A 22,756-nucleotide genomic window follows, 5' to 3' on the forward strand; every position below is an offset into this window, starting at 1 on the left:
ATACAGCGAAGCGGGACGCTATTCGTCGGGTCGCAACTATGTTTGGTGTCATAAGGAACTGCCATGGTCATCCTGTTCAGCGTCAACAAATCGGGGGCGAACGAAAAATGGGGCCCGAACGAATTCGTCTTCGGGGGGAATTCGAATCCCATTGTATCCTCGACTCTGTGTCGATGTGCTGTTTCTAAGCTGGGGGCTCGCCTATTTCTGATCCCCTTCCTGCTTCTTGCACCGATCTTGGCGGTCGCAGCAACACCTCGCCATGCATATTCCCAAGCGGAATCGTCATTGTCCCAACCGCCCTCTGTGGCGTCATTAAGCACGTTGAGCCAAATGGCAACGAGGTTGCTAAAAGACGAAGCGACCGCGAGTGAGCCACAGCAAAGTGAATTGGCGTTAACCGCACTTTGTGACTTTTACGTGTTGATGCGAAGCGATCCACGCTACTCAGAAAGCGAGATGCTTCGAGGTGACGCTGCTAAAGTCCGTCGTCGTTTAATCAAGTCCGCGCATCACCTAGAACATTGCCTGCGGCGATCGAAAATTCCTCGGCCAGAAACGTTGTCAGCCGCAGTGGACGCGATGATTCGCGAAAGCGAGCTCGATTTCCAGGCCGGAAAGCGAACACGGTTGAGCGACTACGACATCCAAGACCCCACGGACTCGAGTACAGACGAAGAAGCAACCGAGGATGGTCGTGGCGGCGGAGCAGCGGCGGATAACGGATGGCAATTGGTGGAATTGATCGAGCGAGTGGTGGCACCTGAATTCTGGGACACACGTGGCGGGGCAGGAACCATACATTACTATGCAATGCGGCGAGTGTTGGTGGTGCGAGCGACAAGCGATGTCCACGAACAGATTCGCGACCTTCTGATCGCGTTAGGGTGGTAGCCGCTGCATGCGGTGTCGGTACGATTAGTAGTGGTGACGTGCCTCAGCTAGCGACTTAACCGCAGGGCGAGCGTCGCCGGCGAAGAAAGCAAAAGTAACGGTTTACTCCATTTAAACGTATGAATAAGAAATCCAACTCAATCAACCAACCCGTGATGAAGTTGACTTGTCCGACTTGCAGCAAGCGGTTCCTGATCGACGAGACGCCGACACCACCGTTTTGCTGCGAGCGATGCCAGCTAATCGATTTGGGGCGGTGGCTTGGCGAAGAAATCGGGCTGCCGTACGAAGGCGATCCCGACGGAACGCCCGTAGAGTACCGCGAAGAACCCAGGGACTAGCGGTTTCGGGCGATCATCCGCGTTGGCGAACTCCTCCTCGACGGCCTTCTTCTTCCTCGATGGCTGTCCGGAGAGCAAAAATTCTGACTCTCCCTTGCCCAGCTTGACCGCTTGGATCTTTACAAGAGCTACAACACAGACGAAAATGGCTGATTGCTAACGACAAGAACCTTTCCCTGCCGAAGCGGCGTTGGGGAAGGTTTTATTTTGGCCGTTGCGGATTCACTCGGGTGCTAGCATTTTTGCTGTTACCGAATCTCAGCAATCGATTTGTCAAATACGATTTTCAAAACCATTCTCACAAGGAATTCCCACCATGCATGACACAGTGCCGATGACACGGGAGGGATACAACAAGATCAAAGCGGAAATCCATCGACTTGAAAATGTCGAGATGCCATTGATCACGGAAAAGATTGCTGAAGCACGCGCCGAAGGTGACTTGAAAGAGAACGCCGAATACCACGCCCAACGTGAAAACCAAGGGATGGTGATGGCAAAGGTTAACGAATTGAAGGACAAGATCGCGCGAGCTTCGATCGTCGATATCTCGCAGCTGCCTAAGGACGAAGTGGTCTTTGGTTGCAAGGTTACCGTCGAAGACCTGGCCTATGGTGACGAAGAGGTATTCACGTTGGTGGGTGCCGGCGATGAAGACTACGACTCGGGCAAAATTTTGGTAACAAGTCCTTTTGGCCAAGGATTGATCGGCAAAAAGGTTGGCCAGACCGCAGAGATCGAAGCACCCGCCGGCAAGCTGAAATTCAAGATCCTGAAAATCGAATTGGTTCTGTAGTTCGCATTTCGCTCGATAGCTCCGTGCGAACACTCTAAATTGGCAAAGCCCCATGTCCGCCTCCGATCCGTCTGGCGAAAGTCCATCGGACCCTGAAATTGTCGCTGCTGAACCTGCGGACGAGCAGGGGCCTGGTTGGATGCCCGCAATTTTGGCAGCCACGTTACTGATGGGGATGGCGGGCTTTGTCTTTTGCGGCGTCTCGACCTGGTTTTTGTTTCAAAAACGAGGCGAGCTGGCGGTGCGCACTATCCACGGCAGCTACATTCCGGATATCGAGCAGAGCCGACTATCGCCCAAGCAAAAACAGTTGATCGTCAAACAACTAGAGACGTTTGCCGAGGCTGTTGAACGCGAAGAGTACGAAAACTGGCAAGCCTCCGGCGTGATGCAGCGTTTGCAGCGATTGCCTGTATTGCAGTGGGGTGAATTGGCTGCCGTTGAATCGTTTGTGCAGCAACAAGATGACGGTGACACCGAAGAATCACTGAAACAAATTTCGCGACTCCGCCGTGCTACGGAACTAGACAAAGCGACTTCGTTCGATTTCGAGGATGTCCTGTCCCCGGTTCATGAGCCGGCTGATAACTCATTGGGCCGGCAATTAATGCAGCCACTCACCAATGCTGCGGTCAACGAAGTGATCGTGCGAGCAAAATTGGTTGCCGATCGGAGCGAAGTTCCCGATGAGATGTTTACCGACATCGCCCTCGATGCGATCGTGAAGGAACAAATCAACGCGGGGATCGCCGAAGGCGGATTCTAGGGGAACGGCGTAGTTTGCGCTGCAACCTCCCTGCCGGCAAATTGCCCGAACGTGAGTTAGCGGGTCAGTAAATTCACTTGCATTACGTTCGAGTACGGCAGCTCCAGTGCGTTGCGACGGACCGTCGAAACAATTTCTGACATAGGGGAACTGGTCAAGAGTTTCGACCAGTGCTGTGATTCACGAAACTCTTGACGACTTCCGCTACAAGTGTTGCGGTCACTTAATGTTCCGACGGTTCATTGTGCCCCTTTCCAAAGCTCCCGATGCCTCTACAGTAACCGGTTAGCTGCTCGGGCTTCAAAGGAAAGGGAACACGGTTTTGTCATCTCGCAAAGTGGTTGTCGTTGGCGCCGGACCCGGCGGGCTTGCTGCTGCGATGCAATTGGCTTATGCCGGATGTGACGTCACCGTGCTAGAGCGGCGTGGGGCGGTGGGAGGCCGCACTTCCTCGATCGAAGCCGATGGATTTCGCTTTGATTGTGGGCCGACGTTCTTTCTGTACCCTCGCGTGCTTTCAGAAATCTTTCGCAGCGTCGGCTACGACTTGATGGAAGAAGTGCCGATGACTCGCTTGCAGACGCAGTACCGGTTAACGTTTGGCAAGGGCGGCCAGCTTGACTGCAGCAGCGACATCGATGCAATGGATCGCCAGATTGCTGAGCTGAGCCCTGTCGATGTCGGATCCTTTCGCCGTTTCTTGGATGACAATCGCGTCAAGCTCGAGAAGTTCCGCCCAATTCTCGAATCGCCCTTTCGCTCGCCATTGGATTTATTTCGCCCCTCTGTGTTGTCGGCCGTCCCTTATCTGAATCCGCAGCGATCGCTTGCATCCGAGTTGCAGAGATACTTTGTCGATCCGCGGTTGGTGATCGCGTTTGGATTCCAAGCTAAGTATCTCGGAATGTCACCGTTTCAATGCCCGAGTCTATTCAGCATTTTGTCGTTTTTGGAATATGAATATGGCGTCTGGCATCCGACTGGCGGATGCAATCAGGTTAGTCAGCGGATGGCCGACGTCGCTCGCTCGCTTGGTGTGAAGATCCAGCTTGACGAACCGGTCGAATCGATCGAATTGGAAGGACGTCGTTTGAGGGCGGTGCACACTTCGCGAGATCGCTATGATGCCGATTCGTTTGTCATCAACGCTGATTTCGCGGACTGGATGACTCGCCATGTGCCAACCGAACTTCGACGACGATGGAATGACAAGGCGATCGAAAAGAAGAAGTTTTCGTGCAGCACATTTATGTTGTACCTCGGAATCGAAGGTTGTTACGAAAATCTTCCCCATCACAACATTCACATCAGTCACGATTACGAGCAAAATTTGAAGGAGATCGAAACCACTCACTTGCTCAGTAATGATCCATCGTTTTATGTCCAGAACGCCTCGGTGACGGATCCGTCGCTGGCGCCACCGGGATGCAGCACTCTGTACGTGTTGGTACCAGTGACCCATCAACATGAAAACGTCGACTGGGCAACTCAGGGGGACGCGTTTCGTGATCGCACGCTCGACCGGATGGCTCAAATTGGTTGTGGTGATGTGCGAGAGCGGATCCGTTTTGAGCACCGAATTACTCCCGACGATTGGCAAAACGACTACAACGTTTATCGCGGAGCCACGTTTAATTTGGCGCACAACCTTGGCCAAATGTTGCATCGACGTCCCGGCAATCGTTTCGAAGATCTCGAGGGCGTTTATCTGGTTGGTGGCGGAACGCACCCCGGCAGCGGATTGCCGGTGATCTATGAATCGAGCCGGATCACCAGTCGACTGCTGCTAAAAGACCTTGGTGTTGATGCTGGCTTTATCGACAACCACGCGGCGGAAACCATTGTTTGATTCGCGTCAAATATTTTCTGGCAATTGGCCAAATCGCCGGCTACGCTGACGCGATCGATTCGCATTGATTTGCGAGGCATCGCTCGGATAACCACTGCCGGTCGTCCTCACTATCTCGGACCCAGCGGGTAACCAGGTCAGCCCATTTCACGGGCAAACGGAGCCGTTTCCATGTCGCATGCGAAGCTGTAGAGATTGATTCGTAGAGTTCGGGAGTGGTCAACACTTGCTCAATGCAGGCTGCCATTTCCAACGCATTTTTCTGCGGAAAGATCATCGCGTTTTCGCGATGCTGCAAGTGACTGGTGAACATCGGGTGATCCGATGCAATCGTTGGAGTGCAAGCTCGCAGGGCATGGTGGATCACCAGCGGGAATCCTTCGGGGTAATCATGTTGGCTTGGCACGATGACCAGATCGCACTCGTTCATCAACGGCTCGATGGTATCACTTGGTGTTAGCCCCAATAGTTCAACACTATCGCGAACCCCATGCTGGGTGCAGTGGTCGCGTGCAAAGTTTGCAGTGTCGGGACCAACCAATTTCAGCTTCACATTGAATGATCTTGCCTTCAAAATCGCGATCGCCTCGATCATCTCCGCCACTCCTTTTCCCGCAGAAACCGTGCCGACGTAGCACATCGTAAAGTGGTCGCGGTTGCGGGGGCATCGCTTTGCCAAGAACGTGCCGGGCTCGGAATCGATCAAGTAATCCCAAGGTATGATCTTGCCAGGGTTCACGCCAAGTCGCGCGAGTTCACGTGATGAATTGATGCCGTAACTGCCGACCCAGCGAAAATTGTCTTGGTTCAGCGCTCGTGCGGTTCGCCGCGTCTTGGCCTCGCGAACAATATTTCGGGGGAATCCGCATTTTTCGCGAGCCAGCGTGTTCGCAAACGTGGTGATTGCCGGAATTCGCTGTTTGGCAACCCAGCGAAGCACAGCTTGGTCGATGGGATGCAGTGCCAAATGAGTCGGTGCGTGTCGCGCGATCAATTCGATCGTCACGTTGGAGTCCGCACCACTGGCAAGCCCTGCGCCGATCGCGCGGACTCCGTTGGGCAACACTTCGTCGTACGGTTCGTCGGTCATCGAAGTTAAGACCGCGAACTCGTCAACCATCTTGCTCAGCGCAGCATACGATTCCATCGAATACCGCTGAGCGTGGTAAGTCTCAAGACCACCTGAAGCAAGTCGGTGATATGTCTCGCGTACGTCCCCAGCGTGGTGCACATAAAGAAGACGCAATTTGCTTGCTCCATCGAGAGATTCAAAATGAAACGGAAAGTAAAGGGCGTACGTCGACCGCCATTGCGTCACGCATCAGGGCAAATGCAAGATCAAACCGGCGACCGCTCGGCTTAATGTTTCCAGCCATCAAAACATTTAAGAGCATCGACCACACTTGCCGCTTGCTGCAACGACAAACCCGTATAGAAGGGAATGCGAAGCAACCGCTCGCCCGCCCGCTCCGTGATTGGAAATTCGCCGAGCTTGTATCCGTAGCTTTGCCCCATCGCCGAACTGTGCAGCGGTTGATAGTGAAACGCCGCATTGATTCCACAGTTCCGCAGATGATCGGTCAACTGTGTCTGGATGTCCAGCGACGGAACCATCATCCAAAACAAGTGATACGCGGACTCGCAGTCCTCAGGAATCGTTGGCAATCGCACTTCGTGTTCAACTGCCCATGCCGATAACTCCGTCATGTAAAATTCGTGCAATTCACGTCGATGCCGCTGAACAAATTCGTGTTCGCGAAGTTGCACCCAAAGATGAGCGGCAAGGATATCCGACGGCAAATAGCTCGAGCCTTTGTCGCACCATGTATAACGGTCGACCTGCCCGCGCAGAAACATCGCGCGGTTGGTCCCTTTTTCACGAATGATTTCCGCACGTTCGGCGAATTCAGGTTCATTGACCAGCAATGCACCCCCTTCGCCACACGAGTAGTTTTTGGTTTGATGGAAACTCGCCGCTCCAAAGCGACCGATCGTGCCAAGAGCCTGGCCACGGTAATAGCCAAAGATTGCGTGAGCGGCATCTTCGATCACCGCCAAGTTGTGTCGTTTCGCAATCTCATTAATCACCGCCATGTCGCACGCCACCCCAGCGTAATGGACAACGGCGATCGCTCGTGTTCGCGAAGTCACCAATGCTTCGATCGATGTCTCGTCAATGTTGAGAGTGTCGCTGCGAACATCGCAAAATACGGGCCGAGCCCCAAGATTGGTGAACGCATTCGCGGTGGAGACGAACGTGAACGAAGGCATGATGACTTCGTCGCCCGGTTGCAAATCGAGCAACATCGCGGACATTTCAAGTGCCGACGTGCATGACGTCGTCAATAACGCTCGCTCACATTTCAGCTTTTCTTCCAACAGTCGATGGCACTTTCGTGTGAACGGACCATCCCCGCAATGTTGGCCCGACCACAAAACCTTTGCGATCATCTCGATCTCGTCGCCAAACACGTAGGGCCGGCAAATCTCGATCCGTTCGCTTTGGCTCGTTGGCTGAGTTGTTTCGCAAAGATGACTAATATTGGCGTCCTGGTCGCTCAGAACACGAGTCGACTGCGATGGCGAAACGGCTTGCGATACAGTGGGATCATGCCACGGGGGTGCGTCGTTGTCGTGCTCTGTGTGCATGATAAAAACACTACCGATCCATGAATACACGGTGAATCATCAATGTCTGTCTTCGTCTAGCGCTGGTAGAGCCTGCCAAGGTAACGCGTAATTTCTTGAGGTTCCAAGAAAGCGTACTTACCCGTCTCTACTGGGGGGTATTTTAAGGCGTATCGACGAGCGTCCGCAACAAGCGAATTGCTGCAGCGAAAAAAATGTTGATTTTCGCTCGCTGCTATCAGCTTCACGTTGTTGGAGGATCGCTTCACGGCCAACGAACCCTGTAGCCCCATCGGGCTTACAAAACTTTGGTCGTTTTTTTGGATGCTTCGCGAATCATTCGCAAGATCAAGTCGTCGACGGTAATGCCATCTGCCTCGGCTGCAAAAGTCGGTACGACGCGATGACGCAGCACCGGCAGTGCAAGAGCCTGCACATCTTCGATGGCTACACTGGGGCGGCCGTGCAGCAGAGCTCGCGCTTTGGACGCTAGCACTAATTGTTGGCTGGCACGTGGACCAGGCCCCCACTGAATCAATTCTTTGGCCCACATTGCACAATTTTCGTCTTGAGGGCGGACCGTTCTCACGGCATCAAGGACCCAATCTTTGACGTGGGGCGGCAGCGGCACGTTGCGGACCGTATTTTGAAATTGAACGATGTCTTCGCCTGTGATCACCGGCTCGACCACACCTTTGAACGTTGACGTCGTGCGGTCCACGATCTCCGATTCTTCTTCGCGACTGGGGTAGCCCACCACGACATGGAACAGGAATCGATCGCGTTGAGCTTCCGGCAGCGGATAGGTTCCCTCCTGTTCGATTGGGTTTTGCGTCGCCAAGACAAAAAATGGCTCATTCAGCCGATAAGTGGTGCCCGCGGCAGTGACCTCGTGTTCCTGCATCGCTTCGAGCAGCGCGGCCTGGGTTTTCGGAGGCGTCCGGTTGATTTCGTCCGCCAACAACATCTGAGTAAAGATCGGGCCTCGTTCGAACTTAAACTCGCGACGTCCTGTGGCCGGGTCTTCCTGGATAATTTCGGTACCGGTGATGTCGCCAGGCATCAAATCGGGGGTGAACTGGATTCGCCGGAACGCCAATTCCATCGACTGAGCCAATGTGCGAATCATCAACGTCTTAGCGAGTCCCGGAACGCCTTCGAGCAAGCAGTGACCGCGAGCAAGAATGGCAATCAATAACTGCTCAATCACCTCGTCTTGTCCGACGACAATCCGGGCGACTTGTTCACGCACTTGGTTGCAAGCATGAACCAGTCGAGTGGTGGCGGCTGCGTCGTTTGAAGACTCAATCGGAGGGGGTTGGACCAAGGTAAGTTTCCTTCCAAAGCGGATGAGGCGGCGGGGCAGACGGCAGAGCGTCCGGGCCTTATTGTAGTCCATTCGCGAAGCGGATTGCCACGCAAGAAGATCGCATTTTCAGGATTCGCTAGCCTCCCAGGACTTCTGAGTACTTTTGCACTCCTGGCGACGTTTCTCTGCGGACGGCAGGTTCTCGCAGCGGTTTCAATTTGATTAGATTTTCCTATCATGGGAACTACGGCGGTAACGCCTCTGCCTTCGAGCCTTTCTAGGATTCTTTTCTCCCACGTGATTTTTTATGGCTTCTCTGTTCGTGGTCCGAGGACGTGATCAAGGAAAACACTTCCAATTGCAGGGAAGTGTGGTTCGAATCGGTCGCGATAAAACCAACACTATCCAGTTGTTGGATACCGAGGCGTCACGCGTCCATGCCGAGATCCAATTGGACAAGGTTGGCAGTTGCAGATTAGTCGACCTGGAAAGCAGCAATGGCACGCTGGTCAACGGAATTCCTAAACGACAGCACGATCTTGCCAGCGGAGATCGGATTGAAATCGGAGCGTCGATGATGATCTTTACCGGCACGGGGCAACCCATTGCCGGTCGATCTGGAGCGATGGAGGCGGCACATGGTGTCGACATCGTTCTGCAGAGTCATCACAACGACGGCAGCCGAATCATTTCCTCGATCTCGCCTTCGTCGGGGACCTTTCATTCCAGATTGGACGCCGGACCGATGGAGGGATTGGCAGCACCGCGATCGATCGCGCCGTCTGCAACCGACGCGGATCGCTCACTCGAAGTGATGTACCTGACTGCCATCGCAGTGGGGCGATCCGATGATTTGAACCAAGTCCTCAACCGTATCTTGCGTCTGGTCTTCGATTGGATCGAAGCGGATCGCGGTTGTGTGATGCTGCGAGATAACGAATCAGGATTGTTTCAACCGGCGGCCCGGTGCGACCGCCAGGAAACGCCGAAAACCAAGCTTGGAAACCAGCGACGGATCGAAATTAGCCGCACCATGCTCGATTATGTGCTCGAGAAAAAAGAGGGTGTGCGAACGAGCGACGCTCGCGACGACATCCGTTTTGACTCGGCTGCCTCGATCGTCAGCGCTGGTGTGCGTGAAGCCATTTGCGTTCCACTGCAAGGCCGCTATGACATCGTGGGTGCCCTGTACGTGGACACCTACACCGATCCAGGGCAAATGATGGCCCGCGATAACGCATCGCGATTTACCGACGATCACCTGCGGTTGATCACCGCAATCGGTCACCAAGCCGCACTGGCGATCGAAGATACGTTTTATTATTCGGCACTCGTCCAAGGTGAACGTCTGGCCGCGATGGGACAAACGATTGCCACGCTTTCGCATCACATCAAAAACATCTTGCAAGGTATTCGCGGAGGCAGCTATCTGATCGAAGCAGGTTTGGAACGCGATGATACCGACGCGGTGCGACGTGGATGGCGGATCGTCGATCGCAACCAAGAACGCATTTCCAACTTGGTACTCGACATGTTGACGTTCTCGAAAGAACGCGAGCCGCAATGTGTCGAAGCCGACTTGAATGAAACCGTCAGCGATGTGGTCGAGTTAATGCAGCCTCGAGCTCAGGAGATGAACGTGCATCTGGAATCCGAATTGTCGTCCGATATGCCGGATGCGTTCTTTGATTCCGATGCACTCCATCGCGCGATATTGAATCTTGTCACCAACGCAGTGGATGCCGCATCCGAGCACGCAAAAAAACAAAGCGAAGCGGCAGAAGAAAGTGGCGACGAAATGACGTTTGCGGCCAATGTGAAAGTGATCACGCTGTACGATCCCGCTGAGGGCTGGATCGTGGACGTGGTCGACAATGGCCCCGGCGTTCCCGAAGAGGATCGGCAAAAGATTTTTTCGTTGTTCGAGTCCCGCAAAGGAGCCCGCGGCACAGGGCTAGGCTTGCCCGTCAGTGCAAAAATCATGCTCGAACATGGCGGTGATATTCAAGTCTTAACGCCGCTAAGCGGAAAAGGCAGCTGTTTCCGTTTGCGGCTTCCCCCGCGTGGCACCGACGTCGGCGAACTCAGCCGCCGTGATACGATGGCGTAGCGGAAGTTGTCAAAACTTGCGTGAGTCGGCGAACAGGTCGAAACTCTTGACGAGTTTCGCGACGTCAATAAATGTTCCGAACGTCCTAACGGCACGACTCGATCGCCCGGACTACGGCGTCCGGGGCGATGTCACCCACCAAGCTAACGCTGCCGATTCGCTCGGGTAAAATGAATCGCAATTTGCCATGCGAAACCTTTTTGTCTCGCTGCATCACGGGCAACATCGCTTCGATGTCGGCTTGTGCAAACGTGGTCGGCAATCCACATGCAGACAGCAGATCGTTTTGTCGGCTCAGCAAACTCGCGTCGCACATGCCCAAATCGACTGCCATGTTCGCGGCCATCTGCATTCCGATCGCAACTGCTTCACCATGCAGCAGTTCGCCATAACCTGCGGTGGCCTCGATCGCGTGGGCGAACGTGTGGCCGTAATTTAAAATCGCTCGGCGGCCACTGGTTTCACGTTCGTCTTCACCCACCACGCGCGCCTTGGATTTGCAACTCTCGGCGATCGCATGCCGGACGGCTTCGTCTTCGCGTGCGACAAGTTTCGCGACGTTTGCCTCAAGCCAATCAAAGAAAACAGCATCGTCGATCACTCCATACTTGATCACTTCGGCTAGGCCGCTGATGTAGGCTCGCTCGGGCAAGGTGGACAACACATCGGTATCAATCATCACCAGCGAGGGCTGCCAGAACGCTCCGATCATGTTTTTCGAAGTCGGAAGATTGATCCCCGTTTTGCCGCCCACGCTGCTATCGACCATGGCCAGCAGCGTGGTAGGAACCTGGATGAAACGGATTCCGCGAGTGAACGAAGCTGCGGCGAACCCGGCGAGGTCTCCGATCACGCCGCCGCCGACGGCAATCAGTACGCTGCTGCGGTCAGTCGAGCAATCGAGCATCCATTGCCAAATTTCATTTAGCTGGGACACCGATTTGCTTGTTTCGCCTGATGGAACCGAGAGAAAGCTGACGCGAACAGGCTTTCCGTGCTGTGTTTCCGCTGCCGCAAGCGACTGTGTCAATTGTTTGGCCCACGGATCTTCCACCGCCGCATCGGCGATCACAATCGCGTGCGAGAGGTCAGGTAACGTTGCCAGGATCGCTTGCCTAAACGTGTCAGTTTGCTGAGTGCCGATATGGATTTTGTAGCTGCGGTCGCCAAGCGGGACTTCGACAGAGAGCGTTGGATTGCGTTGGGAACCCGATGACATGAGCAGGACTCGAGACGTAGGTGAGAGGGGATTGGGATTCGTGTGGGGAAATCGGTGTCATTTGCCAGTAGCTTACAGTGCGATAAGCTTCCAGTCAGTTGAGCCGAGAGTGCATTTGCGTTTGATTATGCTGCCGGAAGCCTATCCCACGCACCCCCACCTCGCAAACCGACACCCCGCACACGAGACGATTTTTTGGAAACGGAAACCACTCACGCCGACAAGTACAACGATCCGCGTGCCCGCATCACGCGGCGGGGGGTGCTGATTGGTTTTGCTGTCGTCATTTTAGCGGTAATCGGCGCCTACTTTAGCATCACGGGGCGGCGTACCAAAATCGAAAAGAGCACCGATTTTTGGGGGCAAGAGACGATTACCGCGTTGCAACTTGGCGAGCGGTTCGAGATCATTCCGCTCGATGGCGAGCGAACCGAACCGATCAACTTGACTGCCATGCCGGGACTCGGTTTGCTGCGTCAAGCATTGTTGGAGGACCGCAATTACGAATGGGAAACCAAAGAAAATCGCCCCCTGTCTGAGCGGATCGAAAATCTGGATGGCAGCAACCGAATTCGATTCCGTTTGACCGATCCAAATGGAAAGCGGTTCGAGCAGGTCGAATTAGACTTGGATTTGACGAGCGGTTGGATTGGAGCCGGGGATGGATCCAAAAGTGTCCGCGTTAATGCCCACACGCGGCCAAAGCTTAAGAATTTCCTGACCACCGTCATGCACGCCGAACAAAAACGCTACGACTTTCGCGAATAGCTGCCAGTCGCGTTGATGAGAGGGCAGAGGCAATCGTTTGGAAATTTGTCTGCCGATATTTCCCCGGGCCAATGGCAGCGTGATAGGATAAGACTCGAATCTTTTCTGCTACCCTCCGCGAGGTTGATTCGATGTCCGCAGATCGCCGCGAACGATTGGCGCAAGTGGTTGAGCCACTGACAATGCTTGACGAATTTTCTTCCGATCAAGCAAAAGCAGTTTGCGAGCAAGCCAACCCCGCCTACGTCACTTCAACCCTGAAAGTGTTGGTTCGCGACGGGATTCTTCAGCAATTCATTGTCGACGACCAGCACCGGTTTCGCTGGTGTGCACCGGAGGAATTCCAACCTAAAACGTGGATCGATCAACAAATCCATGGCATGCAGGTTAGAGAAACGCCCGAGCAAGAGCGTCCTCGCGAAAAACTGCTCCGCAATGGAGCGGCGTCGCTTAGCAATGGCGATCTACTGGCCATCTTGATTCGAGTTGGGGTGCGGAACGAGTCGGCGATTGCGGGCGGAAATCTGCTGGGAAACCGCTTTGCTGCGCAATTGGAAAAACTGCCTCGTACTGATCGCGAGGAACTTCGTGAAATCACCATGACGATCAATCGCGTTAGCTATGCGCAAATCATGGCCGGTATCGAACTGGGGCGTCGCGTGGCAGCGGCTCAAGCAAATCATCGACAAGACGAGATGAAAATCACCAGCACCGAGTCGGCAATTCAGTACTGTTCGAGTGAATTCGCTCGACTTGCGACCGACGCGGTCCAAGAAGAGTTCCATATCGTCACGCTCGACACGAAGCACAAACCGATTCGCACGCATCAAATTACGATTGGCACGCTCGATGCCAGCTTGGTGCACCCTCGCGAAGTGTTTCGACCGGCGATTCGCGATGCCGCTTCGGCGGTTTTGCTAGTACACAACCACCCCAGTGGCGATCCGACCCCGAGCCGCGAAGACATTCAAGTCACCGAGCGGTTGACCGACGCTGGCAAATTACTCGGCATCATCGTGTTGGATCATATCATTGTGGCCAGCCAGCGATGTTTGAGTATTCGCGAAGAAAGCTAACGGCAAGCTGTCATTTCCACGTTAAGAAGCGATTATCCAGTGCGCCGTGTATTTTTGTGAAAACGAGGCGTGAACACTTTCTTTCGTCGACGCAAGCTTGTTTAATTTATCGTTAACAGGCGGACGGTTTGTTTCCAGGATACTCTTAGCGAAAGCGAAGTTCTCAGTGGACGGACAATTTTACGCGACGGCAGAACAGATCAGCGGTGTCGAAACAGAGGCACATGGCTGTGGCTCTAACCTCACTGCTGATCAAACGCGGCAATACGATAAAGATGGATTCCTGGTCCTGGATGATGTAATCGATGCGTCTGCGATTGCAGAGATACGCGCGGCGATCGCAAAGATGATCGCACAGTATTCATTGCCAAATGAAAATCTGTTTGATGCATGCATTCGCTTGAATCAAGCAGACGACAAAGCCCTTTACAACGTTTATCGCGTCAGCCATCAAACGGCGGCAATGAACCGTTTGCGAGAGCAGTGCCGACGAGTCGTCGAGCAGGTGATGCCCAAAGATGCGGGCTTTTTAATCGATGTCGATTCGCACATCATTTTTTGCATCCCTGATTCGACACGACTGACGTGGGGATGGCACCAGGAGAGCACGTACGATGTTTTTGATGGGAACGGCGTCAACTTTTGTCTGCCGATCTTTGAACGTGCAACGCGTGAAAACGGTTCGATGAGTGTGCTGCGTGGAAGCCACGCGATGGGCAAGTTGCCGTTTGACAAGGTCAAAGAGCACGAGAACGGGGCGACAACTCTCGTGCCCAAACGAATCGAAGAATTTGAACGCGAGTACGAAGAAGTTGTCTTCGAAGCGGACCCAGGATCCGTGGTGATGTTCAATCGCCACCTGATTCATCGCTCGAACCAAAATCGATCGCCGCGACCACGGATTACCGCCGTGATCCGGTTCATGCAGATTGAATCGCTGCCCGAGTCGTTTGAGAAGCCATATTAAGAAGCCCCTTCGGCCGGGACCCAACGAAACTCACGCGCGAGTTTCGTTGCGAGATATCGGGCGAAATGGCTGACGCGTTCGCTTAGCCGTTTCGGCCTTGGCGGCGACGTGCCGATTCCGTCAACAGAATCTTTCGCAGGCGAATGCTTTCCGGAGTCACTTCGACAAGCTCATCTTCTTCGATGTACTCAAGCGCCGCTTCAAGCGAAAGCACCTTCGAAGGCTTCAAGATCACGTTGTCGTCGCTGCCGGAGGCACGAACATTGGTCAACTTTTTCTCGCGACAAGGATTGACGATCATGTCGTTATCGCGAGCGTTTTCGCCCACGATCATGCCTTCGTAGACTTCGATACCCGCCGGCACGATCAGTTCGCTACGATCCTGCAACAAAAACATGGCGTGAGGCATCGTTTTGCCGCTAGTCATTGAAACCAGCACACCGTTGGCTCGTTTGGGTAGTTCGCCTTCGATCGGGCGATAGCTCTCAAAGCGATGGTGGATGATCGCAGTACCGCGAGTCGCATTGAGCAGTCGCGTACGCAAGCCAATCAATCCACGCGATGGGATCAAAAAGCGTAGCAAGCTGTACTCGCCTCGTTGCGCGAGCTCTTCGAGTGTGCCACGGCGATTCCCAACTAACTCCATCACAGGCCCCATCGCCTCGGTGGGAACTTCCACGCGGAGTGTTTCAAAAGGCTCGTGCTTCTTGCCGTTGATTTCTTTGAAAATGACGCGTGGTTTGCCAACGCTTAGCTCAAAACCTTCGCGGCGCATCGTTTCGATCAAGATCGCCAAGTGCAAAACGCCTCGCCCTTTCACGGCGTAGGCTTCGGTGCCTTCGACCATCTCGACACGCAGCGCCACGTTACGTTCGAGCTCTTTTTCGAGCCGAGATTTCAGTTGACGTGTCGTAACGTACTTACCTTCGCGACCAACCATTGGCGATGAATTGACGCTGAAAACCATTTCGAGTGTCGGTTCGTCAACCGTCAATCGCGGCATCGTGTTGTTGGCGTCCACTGCCGAGATCGTATCGCCAATCTCGATGGAACCGAGTCCCTCGATCGCGACAATGTCGCCCGCTTCGACCGATTCAGCGGGAACTCGGCCCAGCTTATCGAAGATGAACAATCCCCCGACCTTCTGCTTGCTAATGCCACTTTTCTGGTGCAGGTCGATCGTTTGTCCCGCTTCGATTTTTCCAGCTACGATTCGGCCGACGGCGATCCGGCCTACATACTCGCTCCAATCCAGTGTGGTAACCATCATCTGCAGTGGGGCATCGTTTTCGACTTCAGGCCCAGGCAACGAATCGACCAGCAAGTCCAGCAGCGGACGCATGTCCGTGGTCGGCACTTCAGGGTCGTGGGTGGCATACCCCTCTTTAGAGCTTGCGTAAACGTAGGATGCCGCGTCGAGTTGCTCTTCGCCACCAAGTTCGGCCAGCAATTCAAGTGCCTCGTCGAGCGCTTCGTGGGGGCGTCCGTCGGGGCGGTCAACTTTGTTGACCACGACGATCGGGCGAACCCCGGCTTGCAGTGCCTTTTCAAGCACAAATCGGGTTTGAGGCATGGGGCCTTCGGCCGCGTCCACCAACACGAGAGCTCCGTCGGCCATCTTCACGACGCGTTCCACTTCGCCGCCAAAGTCCGCGTGACCTGGGGTGTCGATCAAATTGATCTTCACGCCGCGGTAGTGAATCGCAATGTTCTTGGAAAGAATCGTGATCCCGCGTTCACGCTCGAGATCGTTCGAGTCGAGAATTCGCTCGCCTTTCAGCTCGGTATCGCGATATTGACCACTTTGCCGCAACAGACAGTCAACAAGAGTCGTTTTTCCATGGTCAACGTGGGCGATAATCACCACGTTGCGGATATCGTTTCGGCGCAAGGGATTTGTCTTCGTGCTTTGTGAGGAGGGAGCAGACGCTAGTTCGCTGTCGTTTTGGGCGAGAGACGCAGATGTCATTGTGGAAGTCAGTTGTGTGGGAAGAGGAGATCCGTGCGAAACGCTCGCGACCGTGGAATGGATAATCACGCCCGCCTGAGAAAATACAACGACCATGGACGTTCATTTACGCCAAGTGGACGGGTCGTAGGTTGCGCAATCGAGCTCTTGTCCCCTATCAAACCCGATAACAGGGTGCCACGTCGAGTCGTAAGTTTTTTGGCTCCCCAGATCGCCCCCTTGGGGCGATCTACGGGAAGAGCATGCGACGTTGTGTCAATCCGCCCGACTTCTCGCAGCAACTCGAAAGTATGCCGTTGCCAGTTTTCGCTTGCTATGCCATATTCAAGGCCGCAAAAGTTCTGCCAATTCCCATTGGTGGGTCTGCCTGCTCGAATTGACGCTGTAGCACGACGCTCCGCACCGATCACGCTCGCCACTGAAATCAATTTCAAACGCGAGCGTTGTCTCGAGTCTACTTTGTGAAATATTTCACAAGCTGTGCGATCGAAGTTTTGTTGGCGGCATTTTTAGCAAATTGAGTTCACGCGTGTCCCCTGGTACAGGCCGCCCGTTCACCGGCTGGCTTACCGATTCGGCTGCTGATGTCTCAATAGGTAGCCCTATCTGTTTGGGGCTGGTTCGTCATTCGTCTTCCGCACCTCAAAAACAATGACAACGATCAAACAAGGTTTGGATCTGCCCATCACGGGCGCTCCGGAGCAACGCATCGCCGTTGCCAAGCACGTTCGCCACGTTGCGCTTATCGGTGACGACTATGTAGGGATGAAACCCACGATGTTGGTTGGCGAAGGTGACACGGTTCGCCAGGGCCAGCCCGTTTTTGAAGACAAAAAGACACCCGGCGTGTTGTTTGTCGCTCCGGCATCCGGAAAAGTGGTTGAGATCAACCGCGGTGCCAAACGGAAATTTGAATCGCTCGTGATCGAAGTCGACGGCGACGACCGCGTGGAATACGAAGGGGTTCGTGGTGCCGATCCTGCGGCTCTGGGGCGTGACGGCGTCGAAAAACATCTGATTGCCAGCGGGTTGTGGACGGCGTTTCGCACACGTCCCTTCGGCAAAGTGCCTGTCCCCGGTACCTCGCCTAGCTCGATTTTCGTTCAAGCGATCGACACTAATCCGCTGGCGGCTGACCCCGTCGTGGCGATGGCAAATCGCAAAGAACAATTTTCGCTCGGCTTGGTTGCAATCAAGCAACTGACCGAAGGCAAGGTGTTTGTTTGCAAGAGCGAAGGGGCTCAGATCCCGGGTGCCTCGACCAATGGCGTTCAAATCGAGAGCTTTGCCGGCCCGCATCCTGCCGGACTGGTTGGAACCCACATTCATTTCCTCGATCCCGTCGGGCCAACAAAGACGGTTTGGTACATCAACTACCAAGACGTTTGTGCCATCGGTTCGCTGTTGCAAACTGGAACTTTGGACACTCAGCGCGTGATTTCGCTTGGCGGTCCTTTGGTGAACCAACCTCGCTTGCTCGAAACCCGTTTAGGTGTCGACATTGCTGAGTTGGTTGAAGGCGAGACTCAAGAAGGTGTCGAGCAACGTGTCGTTTCAGGTTCGGTGCTCAGCGGCCGAATCGCTGCAGGACGAGTCCGTTTCTTGGGACGTTATCACAATCAAGTTTCCGTGTTGGCCGAAGGTCATCAGCGTGAATTCCTGGGCTGGCAAGGCCCTGGGTTTGACAAGTACTCGGTCTCGCGAGTTTATGCGTCGGCGGGAATGCCGGGCAAAAAGTTCGCCATGACCACAACCACCCACGGCAGCGAACGAGCCATGGTGCCATTGGGCACTTACGAGCAAGTCATGCCGTTGGACATTTTGCCAACCCAGCTTCTGCGTTCGCTGATCTATCGCGATACGGATGAGGCACAGCAATTGGGTGCGTTGGAGCTCGAAGAAGAAGATCTGGCTCTGTGCACATTTGTTTGCCCTGGCAAGTACGAATACAGCTCGCTACTGCGTGAAAGCTTGGCGACGATCGAGAGAGAAGGTTAGTCCGACCGCTGACACGTTTTGTTACTTGCGGCTGCGAGTCGCGAGTCGCACAAATCCCGTCACTGTGCCGCTAACCGTCTTAACCCCCGTTCATTGAAATTTCATCCCAACCGTGGGAACACACTTATGAAAGCACTCCGAGACGCGCTTGACAAAGTCCACCCCTTGTTTGCCAAGGGTGGAGCATTGGAGATTGCGTATCCAGTTTACGAAGCGTTAGATACGTTTCTGTACACGCCCGGTGAAGTCGCCAAGGGCCAAACCCATGTTCGTGATGCCATCGACCTGAAACGGATGATGATCACGGTCGTGATGGCGTTGGTGCCGGTGACCTTGTTCGGGATGTGGAACGTTGGATACCAAGCAAACAGTGCCATTCAAGCTATGGCAACGGCCGGAATCGACCACGCCGGGGATTGGCACTATGCGATCCACAGCGCAATCGGTTTTGAGAACGATCCCACCAATCACGCAGACAATTTTGTCTTGGGGGCGATCTTCTTTCTGCCGATTTACATCGTTTGTATGTTTGTCGGTGGTCACATCGAAATGGTGTTCAGTGTGCTTCGCGGTCACGAGATCAACGAAGGATTTCTGGTCACCGGATTGTTGTTCCCACTGACGCTGCCTCCGACGATACCGTTGTGGCAGGTCGCACTCGGCATTGCCTTTGGGGTGATCGTGGCCAAGGAGGTATTTGGTGGAACCGGCCGAAACTTCTTGAACATTGCTTTGACCAGTCGCGCGTTCTTGTACTTCGCTTATGCGGGGGAAATCAGTGGTGACAAGGTCTGGACCGCAGTCGATGGATTTAGTGGTGCAACGGCTTTGGGGCAAATGGCCAACGCCAATGCAGCCCCCAATGCTGAAGCGGCGGCCGAAGCCGGAGTCGCTCTGACGAGTCCCGCAATCGCTTCGCTTAGCCATATTCAATACAGCTGGAACGAAGAAGGGGCGATCACTTGGATGAGCGCCTTCCTCGGCACGATTCAAGGTTGCGTCGGTGAAACGAGCACGTTGTTGTGCATCGTCGGTGCCGCGATCCTGATCGCGGCCGGCATCGGATCCTGGCGAATCATGCTGGCCGTCGTGCTCGGCGTGATCGCAACTGCGTCGCTGCTCAATGGCGTCGCAACGCAAACCAACGCAATGATGGCTGTGCCGTTTTACTGGCACCTCGTCGTCGGCGGCTTGGCGTTCGGTTTGGTCTTTATGGCCACCGACCCCGTCAGTGCCGCGATGACGTCAAAAGGCAAATGGATATATGGTGGATTGATTGGTTTTATGACCGTCTTGATCCGCGTGATTAACCCTGCGTTCCCCGAGGGGATCATGCTGGCAATTTTGTTCGGCAACGTTTTTGCACCGTTGATCGATTACTTTGTGGTTCAAGCTAACGTCCGACGGAGGCTCGCACGCTATGCAACAACGTGATTCAGTTTTCTACACCGTCGGCGTAGCCGCGGTATTATGCGTCGTCTGTTCGTTGGCTGTCAGCTTTGCTGCGGTTCAATTGCGACCACTGCAAGAAGAGAACAAGAAGCTGGACCGCCAGCGGAATATTCTCGATGCGGCAGGGTTGTCAATGGGCGAGTTCGGTAAACCTGCAAGCGAGTTGACTCGCGATCAGATTACCGATTTGTACAGTCGTGTGAGTGAAAAGCTGGTGAACCTTGAAACCGGCAAGTACAACACCGACTTGGATATCGAAGAATACGATCCTCGCGAAGCCGTCGATAAAGACGACGAAAGCATCAAGATCGAAAATCCAAAATATGACCTCGGTGAACAACGTCGCGAAAAAGTCGCACGGGTTTACTTCGTTCGCAAACCGGGTGAAGACAAGATTCGACAAGTCGTATTGCCTGTCTACGGCAAGGGACTGTGGTCGACTCTGTATGGCTACTTGGCACTCAAAAGCGATCTGCAAACGATCCAAGGTTTGACTTTCTACGAGCACGGGGAAACCCCCGGACTTGGTGGCGAAGTTGACAACCCGAGCTGGAAATCTCAGTGGCCTGGCCAAAAACTGTTTGATGAAAACGGCGAACCGATGGCCGAGGTCTTCAAGGGCCCCGCACCTGATGGGAATCCGTACGCGGTCGATGGACTCTCCGGAGCCACGATCACGAGTCGTGGTGTCACGAATCTGATTCGGTACTGGGCTAGCGACGAAGGCTACGGCCATTTCCTGGAACAGCTGGAAAAGGAAATCGCTGCTCAAGAAGGCGAGGCCGACGAACCGGTCGTGAAGAAGCCGGAAGCGAAGAAGCCTGTCACTGTGAAGCCAGAGCCTAAAAAGCCAGAGCCCAAAAAGCCCGAGCCGAAGAAGCCCGAGCCGAAGAAGCCTGAGCCGAAGAAGCCTGAGCCGAAAAAAGAAGAAGTGAAGAAGGAAGTCGTCGAAGTCGAAGAGCCCAAGGCGGACGAGCCGAAGGCAGAAAAGGCTGAGATGAAGGCCGAGCCTAAGCAAGAAGAAGCGGCCGCGGAAGAAGCCAAGCCGAAAGCGGACGAAAAACCCGCTGCCGAGGAAAAACCAAAGGCGGAAGAGAAGCCGAAAGCTGAAGAGAAACCCAAAGCCGAGGACAAACCTGCGGTAGAGGAAAAAACGAAGGCTGAGGAAGCCCCGAAGGCTGAGGAAGCTCCGAAGGCTGAGGAAGCTCCGAAGGCTGAGGACAAACCTGCTGCCGAAGAGAAGCCTGAGGTTAGCGAAGAATCGAGCCCAGAACCAAGCGACGGCGAACCCAAACAGGGAGACGAATAATATGGCAGCTGGAAGAGTAAAGAAGGTCCTGTTTGGACCCGTGCTCGACAATAACCCGATTGCACTTCAGATCCTCGGGATTTGTAGTGCTCTAGCGGTCACGACCAAGATGGAAACATCGGTCGTGATGGCGATTGCCGTTATTGCGGTCACCGCGTTTAGTAACGCCGCCGTCAGTGCGATTCGTCACTACATTCCCGGCAGCATCCGGATCATCGTGCAGATGACCGTGATCGCGTCGTTGGTGATTGTGGTCGACCAATTGCTGAAGGCCTATATGTTTGACATCAGCAAGCAATTGTCGGTCTTCGTCGGTCTGATCATCACCAATTGTATCGTGATGGGACGTGCCGAAGGCTTTGCAATGAAGAACAGCCCCGGCATTAGTTTTATCGACGGGCTTGGCAACGGAATCGGTTATGGCCTGGTTCTGCTGTTTGTCGCTTTTTTCCGCGAGCTGTTTGGTAGCGGTTCCATCTTCGGTTATGAGATCTTGCAATTGACTCGTAACGGCGGTTGGTACAACCCGAACAACTTGATGCTCTTACCGCCCAGCGCGTTTTTCTTGATCGGTTTCCTGATCTGGATCATTCGTGCGTGGAAGCCTGAACAAATCGAAGAGGCTTAATTCAATGGAACATTACCTTAGCATTCTGCTCAAATCGATTTTTGTCGAGAACCTAGCGCTCGCATTCTTTTTGGGGATGTGTACGTTTTTGGCGATCAGCAAAAATGTCAAAACCGCACTCGGACTCGGTGTTGCGGTGATCGTGATCCAAGCGATCACGGTGCCAGCGAACCAATTGATTTACTCGTGGTTTTTGAAGAAAGGTGCCCTTGTGTGGGCAAACGAATTCATCAGCACATCGACGGTCGATTTCTCGACAGTGGATTTGTCGTTCCTCGGTTTCATCAGTTACATCGGTGTGATCGCGGCGATGGTTCAAATTCTCGAGATGACACTCGATAAGTTCTTCCCACCGCTTTACAACGCGTTGGGGATTTTCTTGCCCTTGATCACCGTGAACTGTGCGATTCTCGGAGCTTCGTTGTTCATGGAACAGCGCAAGTACGATTTTGTTGAATCGTGTTTCTTCGGTGTCGGTTGTGGCGTCGGCTGGGCGCTTGCGATCGCGGCATTGGCCGGGATTCGCGAAAAGATGAAGTACAGCGATGTGCCTCCTCCGCTACGTGGTTTGGGAATCACGTTCATCACGGTTGGATTGATGGCACTTGCGTTTATGTCGTTCAGCGGTATTCAGCTGTAGCGAGCTTGGTGCGGTGGCCCCTGTTTGGCCATCGCGT

Annotated in this window: 19 protein-coding genes; 14 read left to right on the forward strand and 5 right to left on the reverse strand. The window is 54.1% G+C overall.

The genetic code is table 11. From position 1 onward, the window contains the following. The first annotated feature begins 63 nt into the window (after window positions 1-63). From SH528x_RS07105 to crtI, 5 genes are all read left to right on the forward strand, one after another. Entirely contained in the window at window positions 64-894 is an 831-nt protein-coding gene (locus tag SH528x_RS07105; RefSeq protein ID WP_442509823.1) for a hypothetical protein, read from the forward strand. 155 nt (window positions 895-1,049) lie between these two features. Next, window positions 1,050-1,235 carry a DNA gyrase inhibitor YacG gene (locus tag SH528x_RS07110; protein ID WP_442512094.1) on the forward strand — a complete coding sequence of 62 codons (186 nt, stop codon included), beginning with the start codon at window positions 1,050-1,052 and terminating at the stop codon, window positions 1,233-1,235. 316 nt (window positions 1,236-1,551) lie between these two features. Next, complete coding sequence (greA, locus tag SH528x_RS07115; RefSeq protein WP_442509824.1) at window positions 1,552-2,031, forward strand: transcription elongation factor GreA; 480 nt, start codon at window positions 1,552-1,554, stop codon at window positions 2,029-2,031. Between the two features lie 52 nt (window positions 2,032-2,083). Further along, the gene (locus SH528x_RS07120) at window positions 2,084-2,797 is read left to right on the forward strand and encodes a hypothetical protein (RefSeq protein WP_442509825.1); all 714 of its coding nucleotides are present in this window, start codon (window positions 2,084-2,086) and stop codon (window positions 2,795-2,797) included. Between the two features lie 322 nt (window positions 2,798-3,119). Next, a complete protein-coding gene (gene crtI, locus SH528x_RS07125; RefSeq protein WP_442509826.1) occupies window positions 3,120-4,646 on the forward strand; it encodes a phytoene desaturase family protein in 1,527 nt (508 codons plus the stop codon). 40 nt (window positions 4,647-4,686) lie between these two features. On the opposite strand, the gene SH528x_RS07130 is transcribed toward crtI, so the two are convergent. The 3 genes from SH528x_RS07130 to SH528x_RS07140 all read right to left on the reverse strand — a co-directional run bounded on the left by SH528x_RS07130 (window position 4,687) and on the right by SH528x_RS07140 (window position 8,601). Continuing rightward, window positions 4,687-5,892, reverse strand: a complete 1,206-nt coding sequence (locus SH528x_RS07130) for a glycosyltransferase family 4 protein (protein ID WP_442509827.1) — start codon at window positions 5,890-5,892, stop codon at window positions 4,687-4,689. Window positions 5,893-6,005: 113 nt separating this feature from the next. Beyond that, the gene (gene rffA, locus SH528x_RS07135; protein ID WP_442509828.1) at window positions 6,006-7,295 is read right to left on the reverse strand and encodes a dTDP-4-amino-4,6-dideoxygalactose transaminase; all 1,290 of its coding nucleotides are present in this window, start codon (window positions 7,293-7,295) and stop codon (window positions 6,006-6,008) included. Window positions 7,296-7,572: 277 nt separating this feature from the next. Next, the gene (locus tag SH528x_RS07140; protein WP_442509829.1) at window positions 7,573-8,601 is read right to left on the reverse strand and encodes an AAA family ATPase; all 1,029 of its coding nucleotides are present in this window, start codon (window positions 8,599-8,601) and stop codon (window positions 7,573-7,575) included. Between the two features lie 289 nt (window positions 8,602-8,890). Between SH528x_RS07140 and SH528x_RS07145 the strand changes: the two genes are divergently transcribed. Beyond that, window positions 8,891-10,693: an ATP-binding protein gene (locus SH528x_RS07145; RefSeq protein ID WP_442509830.1), complete on the forward strand. Its 1,803-nt coding sequence runs from the start codon at window positions 8,891-8,893 to the stop codon at window positions 10,691-10,693. A gap of 85 nt (window positions 10,694-10,778) precedes the next feature. On the opposite strand, the gene aroB is transcribed toward SH528x_RS07145, so the two are convergent. Further along, entirely contained in the window at window positions 10,779-11,912 is a 1,134-nt protein-coding gene (gene aroB / locus SH528x_RS07150) for a 3-dehydroquinate synthase (RefSeq protein ID WP_442509831.1), read from the reverse strand. A 195-nt stretch (window positions 11,913-12,107) separates the two neighbouring features. Here aroB and SH528x_RS07155 point away from each other — a divergent pair, with 195 nt between their 5' ends. From SH528x_RS07155 to SH528x_RS07165, 3 genes are all read left to right on the forward strand, one after another. Further along, window positions 12,108-12,680 carry a hypothetical protein gene (locus tag SH528x_RS07155; protein ID WP_442509832.1) on the forward strand — a complete coding sequence of 191 codons (573 nt, stop codon included), beginning with the start codon at window positions 12,108-12,110 and terminating at the stop codon, window positions 12,678-12,680. Between the two features lie 131 nt (window positions 12,681-12,811). Beyond that, complete coding sequence (radC, locus tag SH528x_RS07160; protein WP_442509833.1) at window positions 12,812-13,756, forward strand: RadC family protein; 945 nt, start codon at window positions 12,812-12,814, stop codon at window positions 13,754-13,756. Window positions 13,757-13,922: 166 nt separating this feature from the next. After that, the gene (locus SH528x_RS07165; protein ID WP_442509834.1) at window positions 13,923-14,723 is read left to right on the forward strand and encodes a phytanoyl-CoA dioxygenase family protein; all 801 of its coding nucleotides are present in this window, start codon (window positions 13,923-13,925) and stop codon (window positions 14,721-14,723) included. A gap of 82 nt (window positions 14,724-14,805) precedes the next feature. Here SH528x_RS07165 and typA read toward each other — a convergent pair whose 3' ends face one another. Beyond that, complete coding sequence (gene typA, locus SH528x_RS07170; protein ID WP_442509835.1) at window positions 14,806-16,692, reverse strand: translational GTPase TypA; 1,887 nt, start codon at window positions 16,690-16,692, stop codon at window positions 14,806-14,808. Window positions 16,693-17,343: 651 nt separating this feature from the next. On the opposite strand from typA, the gene SH528x_RS07175 reads away from it, so the two are divergent. From SH528x_RS07175 to nqrE, 5 genes are all read left to right on the forward strand, one after another. Beyond that, complete coding sequence (locus SH528x_RS07175; protein ID WP_442509836.1) at window positions 17,344-18,690, forward strand: Na(+)-translocating NADH-quinone reductase subunit A; 1,347 nt, start codon at window positions 17,344-17,346, stop codon at window positions 18,688-18,690. A gap of 126 nt (window positions 18,691-18,816) precedes the next feature. After that, window positions 18,817-20,124 carry an NADH:ubiquinone reductase (Na(+)-transporting) subunit B gene (locus SH528x_RS07180; RefSeq protein WP_442509837.1) on the forward strand — a complete coding sequence of 436 codons (1,308 nt, stop codon included), beginning with the start codon at window positions 18,817-18,819 and terminating at the stop codon, window positions 20,122-20,124. Next, complete coding sequence (locus tag SH528x_RS07185; protein WP_442509838.1) at window positions 20,111-21,451, forward strand: Na(+)-translocating NADH-quinone reductase subunit C; 1,341 nt, start codon at window positions 20,111-20,113, stop codon at window positions 21,449-21,451. The genes SH528x_RS07180 and SH528x_RS07185 overlap by 14 nt, the downstream gene beginning before the upstream one ends. Before the next feature lies 1 nt (window position 21,452). After that, the gene (locus SH528x_RS07190; RefSeq protein ID WP_442509839.1) at window positions 21,453-22,079 is read left to right on the forward strand and encodes an NADH:ubiquinone reductase (Na(+)-transporting) subunit D; all 627 of its coding nucleotides are present in this window, start codon (window positions 21,453-21,455) and stop codon (window positions 22,077-22,079) included. 4 nt (window positions 22,080-22,083) lie between these two features. Further along, window positions 22,084-22,719 carry an NADH:ubiquinone reductase (Na(+)-transporting) subunit E gene (gene nqrE, locus SH528x_RS07195; protein WP_442509840.1) on the forward strand — a complete coding sequence of 212 codons (636 nt, stop codon included), beginning with the start codon at window positions 22,084-22,086 and terminating at the stop codon, window positions 22,717-22,719. Window positions 22,720-22,756 lie beyond the last annotated feature (37 nt).

Source organism: Novipirellula methanifontis, assembly GCF_052161655.1.
Lineage (GTDB): Bacteria > Planctomycetota > Planctomycetia > Pirellulales > Pirellulaceae > Novipirellula.

What these genes read in the sequence shown, in the direction of transcription:
- nqrE (WP_442509840.1), top strand. Translation starts at nt 22,084, where the DNA reads ATGGAACATTACCTTAGCATTCTGCTCAAATCGATTTTTGTCGAGAAC.
- SH528x_RS07145 (WP_442509830.1), top strand. Translation starts at nt 8,891, where the DNA reads ATGGCTTCTCTGTTCGTGGTCCGAGGACGTGATCAAGGAAAACACTTC.
- typA (WP_442509835.1), bottom strand. Translation starts at nt 16,692, where the DNA reads ATGACATCTGCGTCTCTCGCCCAAAACGACAGCGAACTAGCGTCTGCT.
- rffA (WP_442509828.1), bottom strand. Translation starts at nt 7,295, where the DNA reads ATGCACACAGAGCACGACAACGACGCACCCCCGTGGCATGATCCCACT.
- SH528x_RS07120 (WP_442509825.1), top strand. Translation starts at nt 2,084, where the DNA reads ATGTCCGCCTCCGATCCGTCTGGCGAAAGTCCATCGGACCCTGAAATT.
- SH528x_RS07190 (WP_442509839.1), top strand. Translation starts at nt 21,453, where the DNA reads ATGGCAGCTGGAAGAGTAAAGAAGGTCCTGTTTGGACCCGTGCTCGAC.
- SH528x_RS07180 (WP_442509837.1), top strand. Translation starts at nt 18,817, where the DNA reads ATGAAAGCACTCCGAGACGCGCTTGACAAAGTCCACCCCTTGTTTGCC.
- radC (WP_442509833.1), top strand. Translation starts at nt 12,812, where the DNA reads ATGTCCGCAGATCGCCGCGAACGATTGGCGCAAGTGGTTGAGCCACTG.
- greA (WP_442509824.1), top strand. Translation starts at nt 1,552, where the DNA reads ATGCATGACACAGTGCCGATGACACGGGAGGGATACAACAAGATCAAA.
- aroB (WP_442509831.1), bottom strand. Translation starts at nt 11,912, where the DNA reads ATGTCATCGGGTTCCCAACGCAATCCAACGCTCTCTGTCGAAGTCCCG.
- SH528x_RS07110 (WP_442512094.1), top strand. Translation starts at nt 1,050, where the DNA reads ATGAAGTTGACTTGTCCGACTTGCAGCAAGCGGTTCCTGATCGACGAG.
- SH528x_RS07105 (WP_442509823.1), top strand. Translation starts at nt 64, where the DNA reads ATGGTCATCCTGTTCAGCGTCAACAAATCGGGGGCGAACGAAAAATGG.
- SH528x_RS07175 (WP_442509836.1), top strand. Translation starts at nt 17,344, where the DNA reads ATGACAACGATCAAACAAGGTTTGGATCTGCCCATCACGGGCGCTCCG.
- SH528x_RS07185 (WP_442509838.1), top strand. Translation starts at nt 20,111, where the DNA reads ATGCAACAACGTGATTCAGTTTTCTACACCGTCGGCGTAGCCGCGGTA.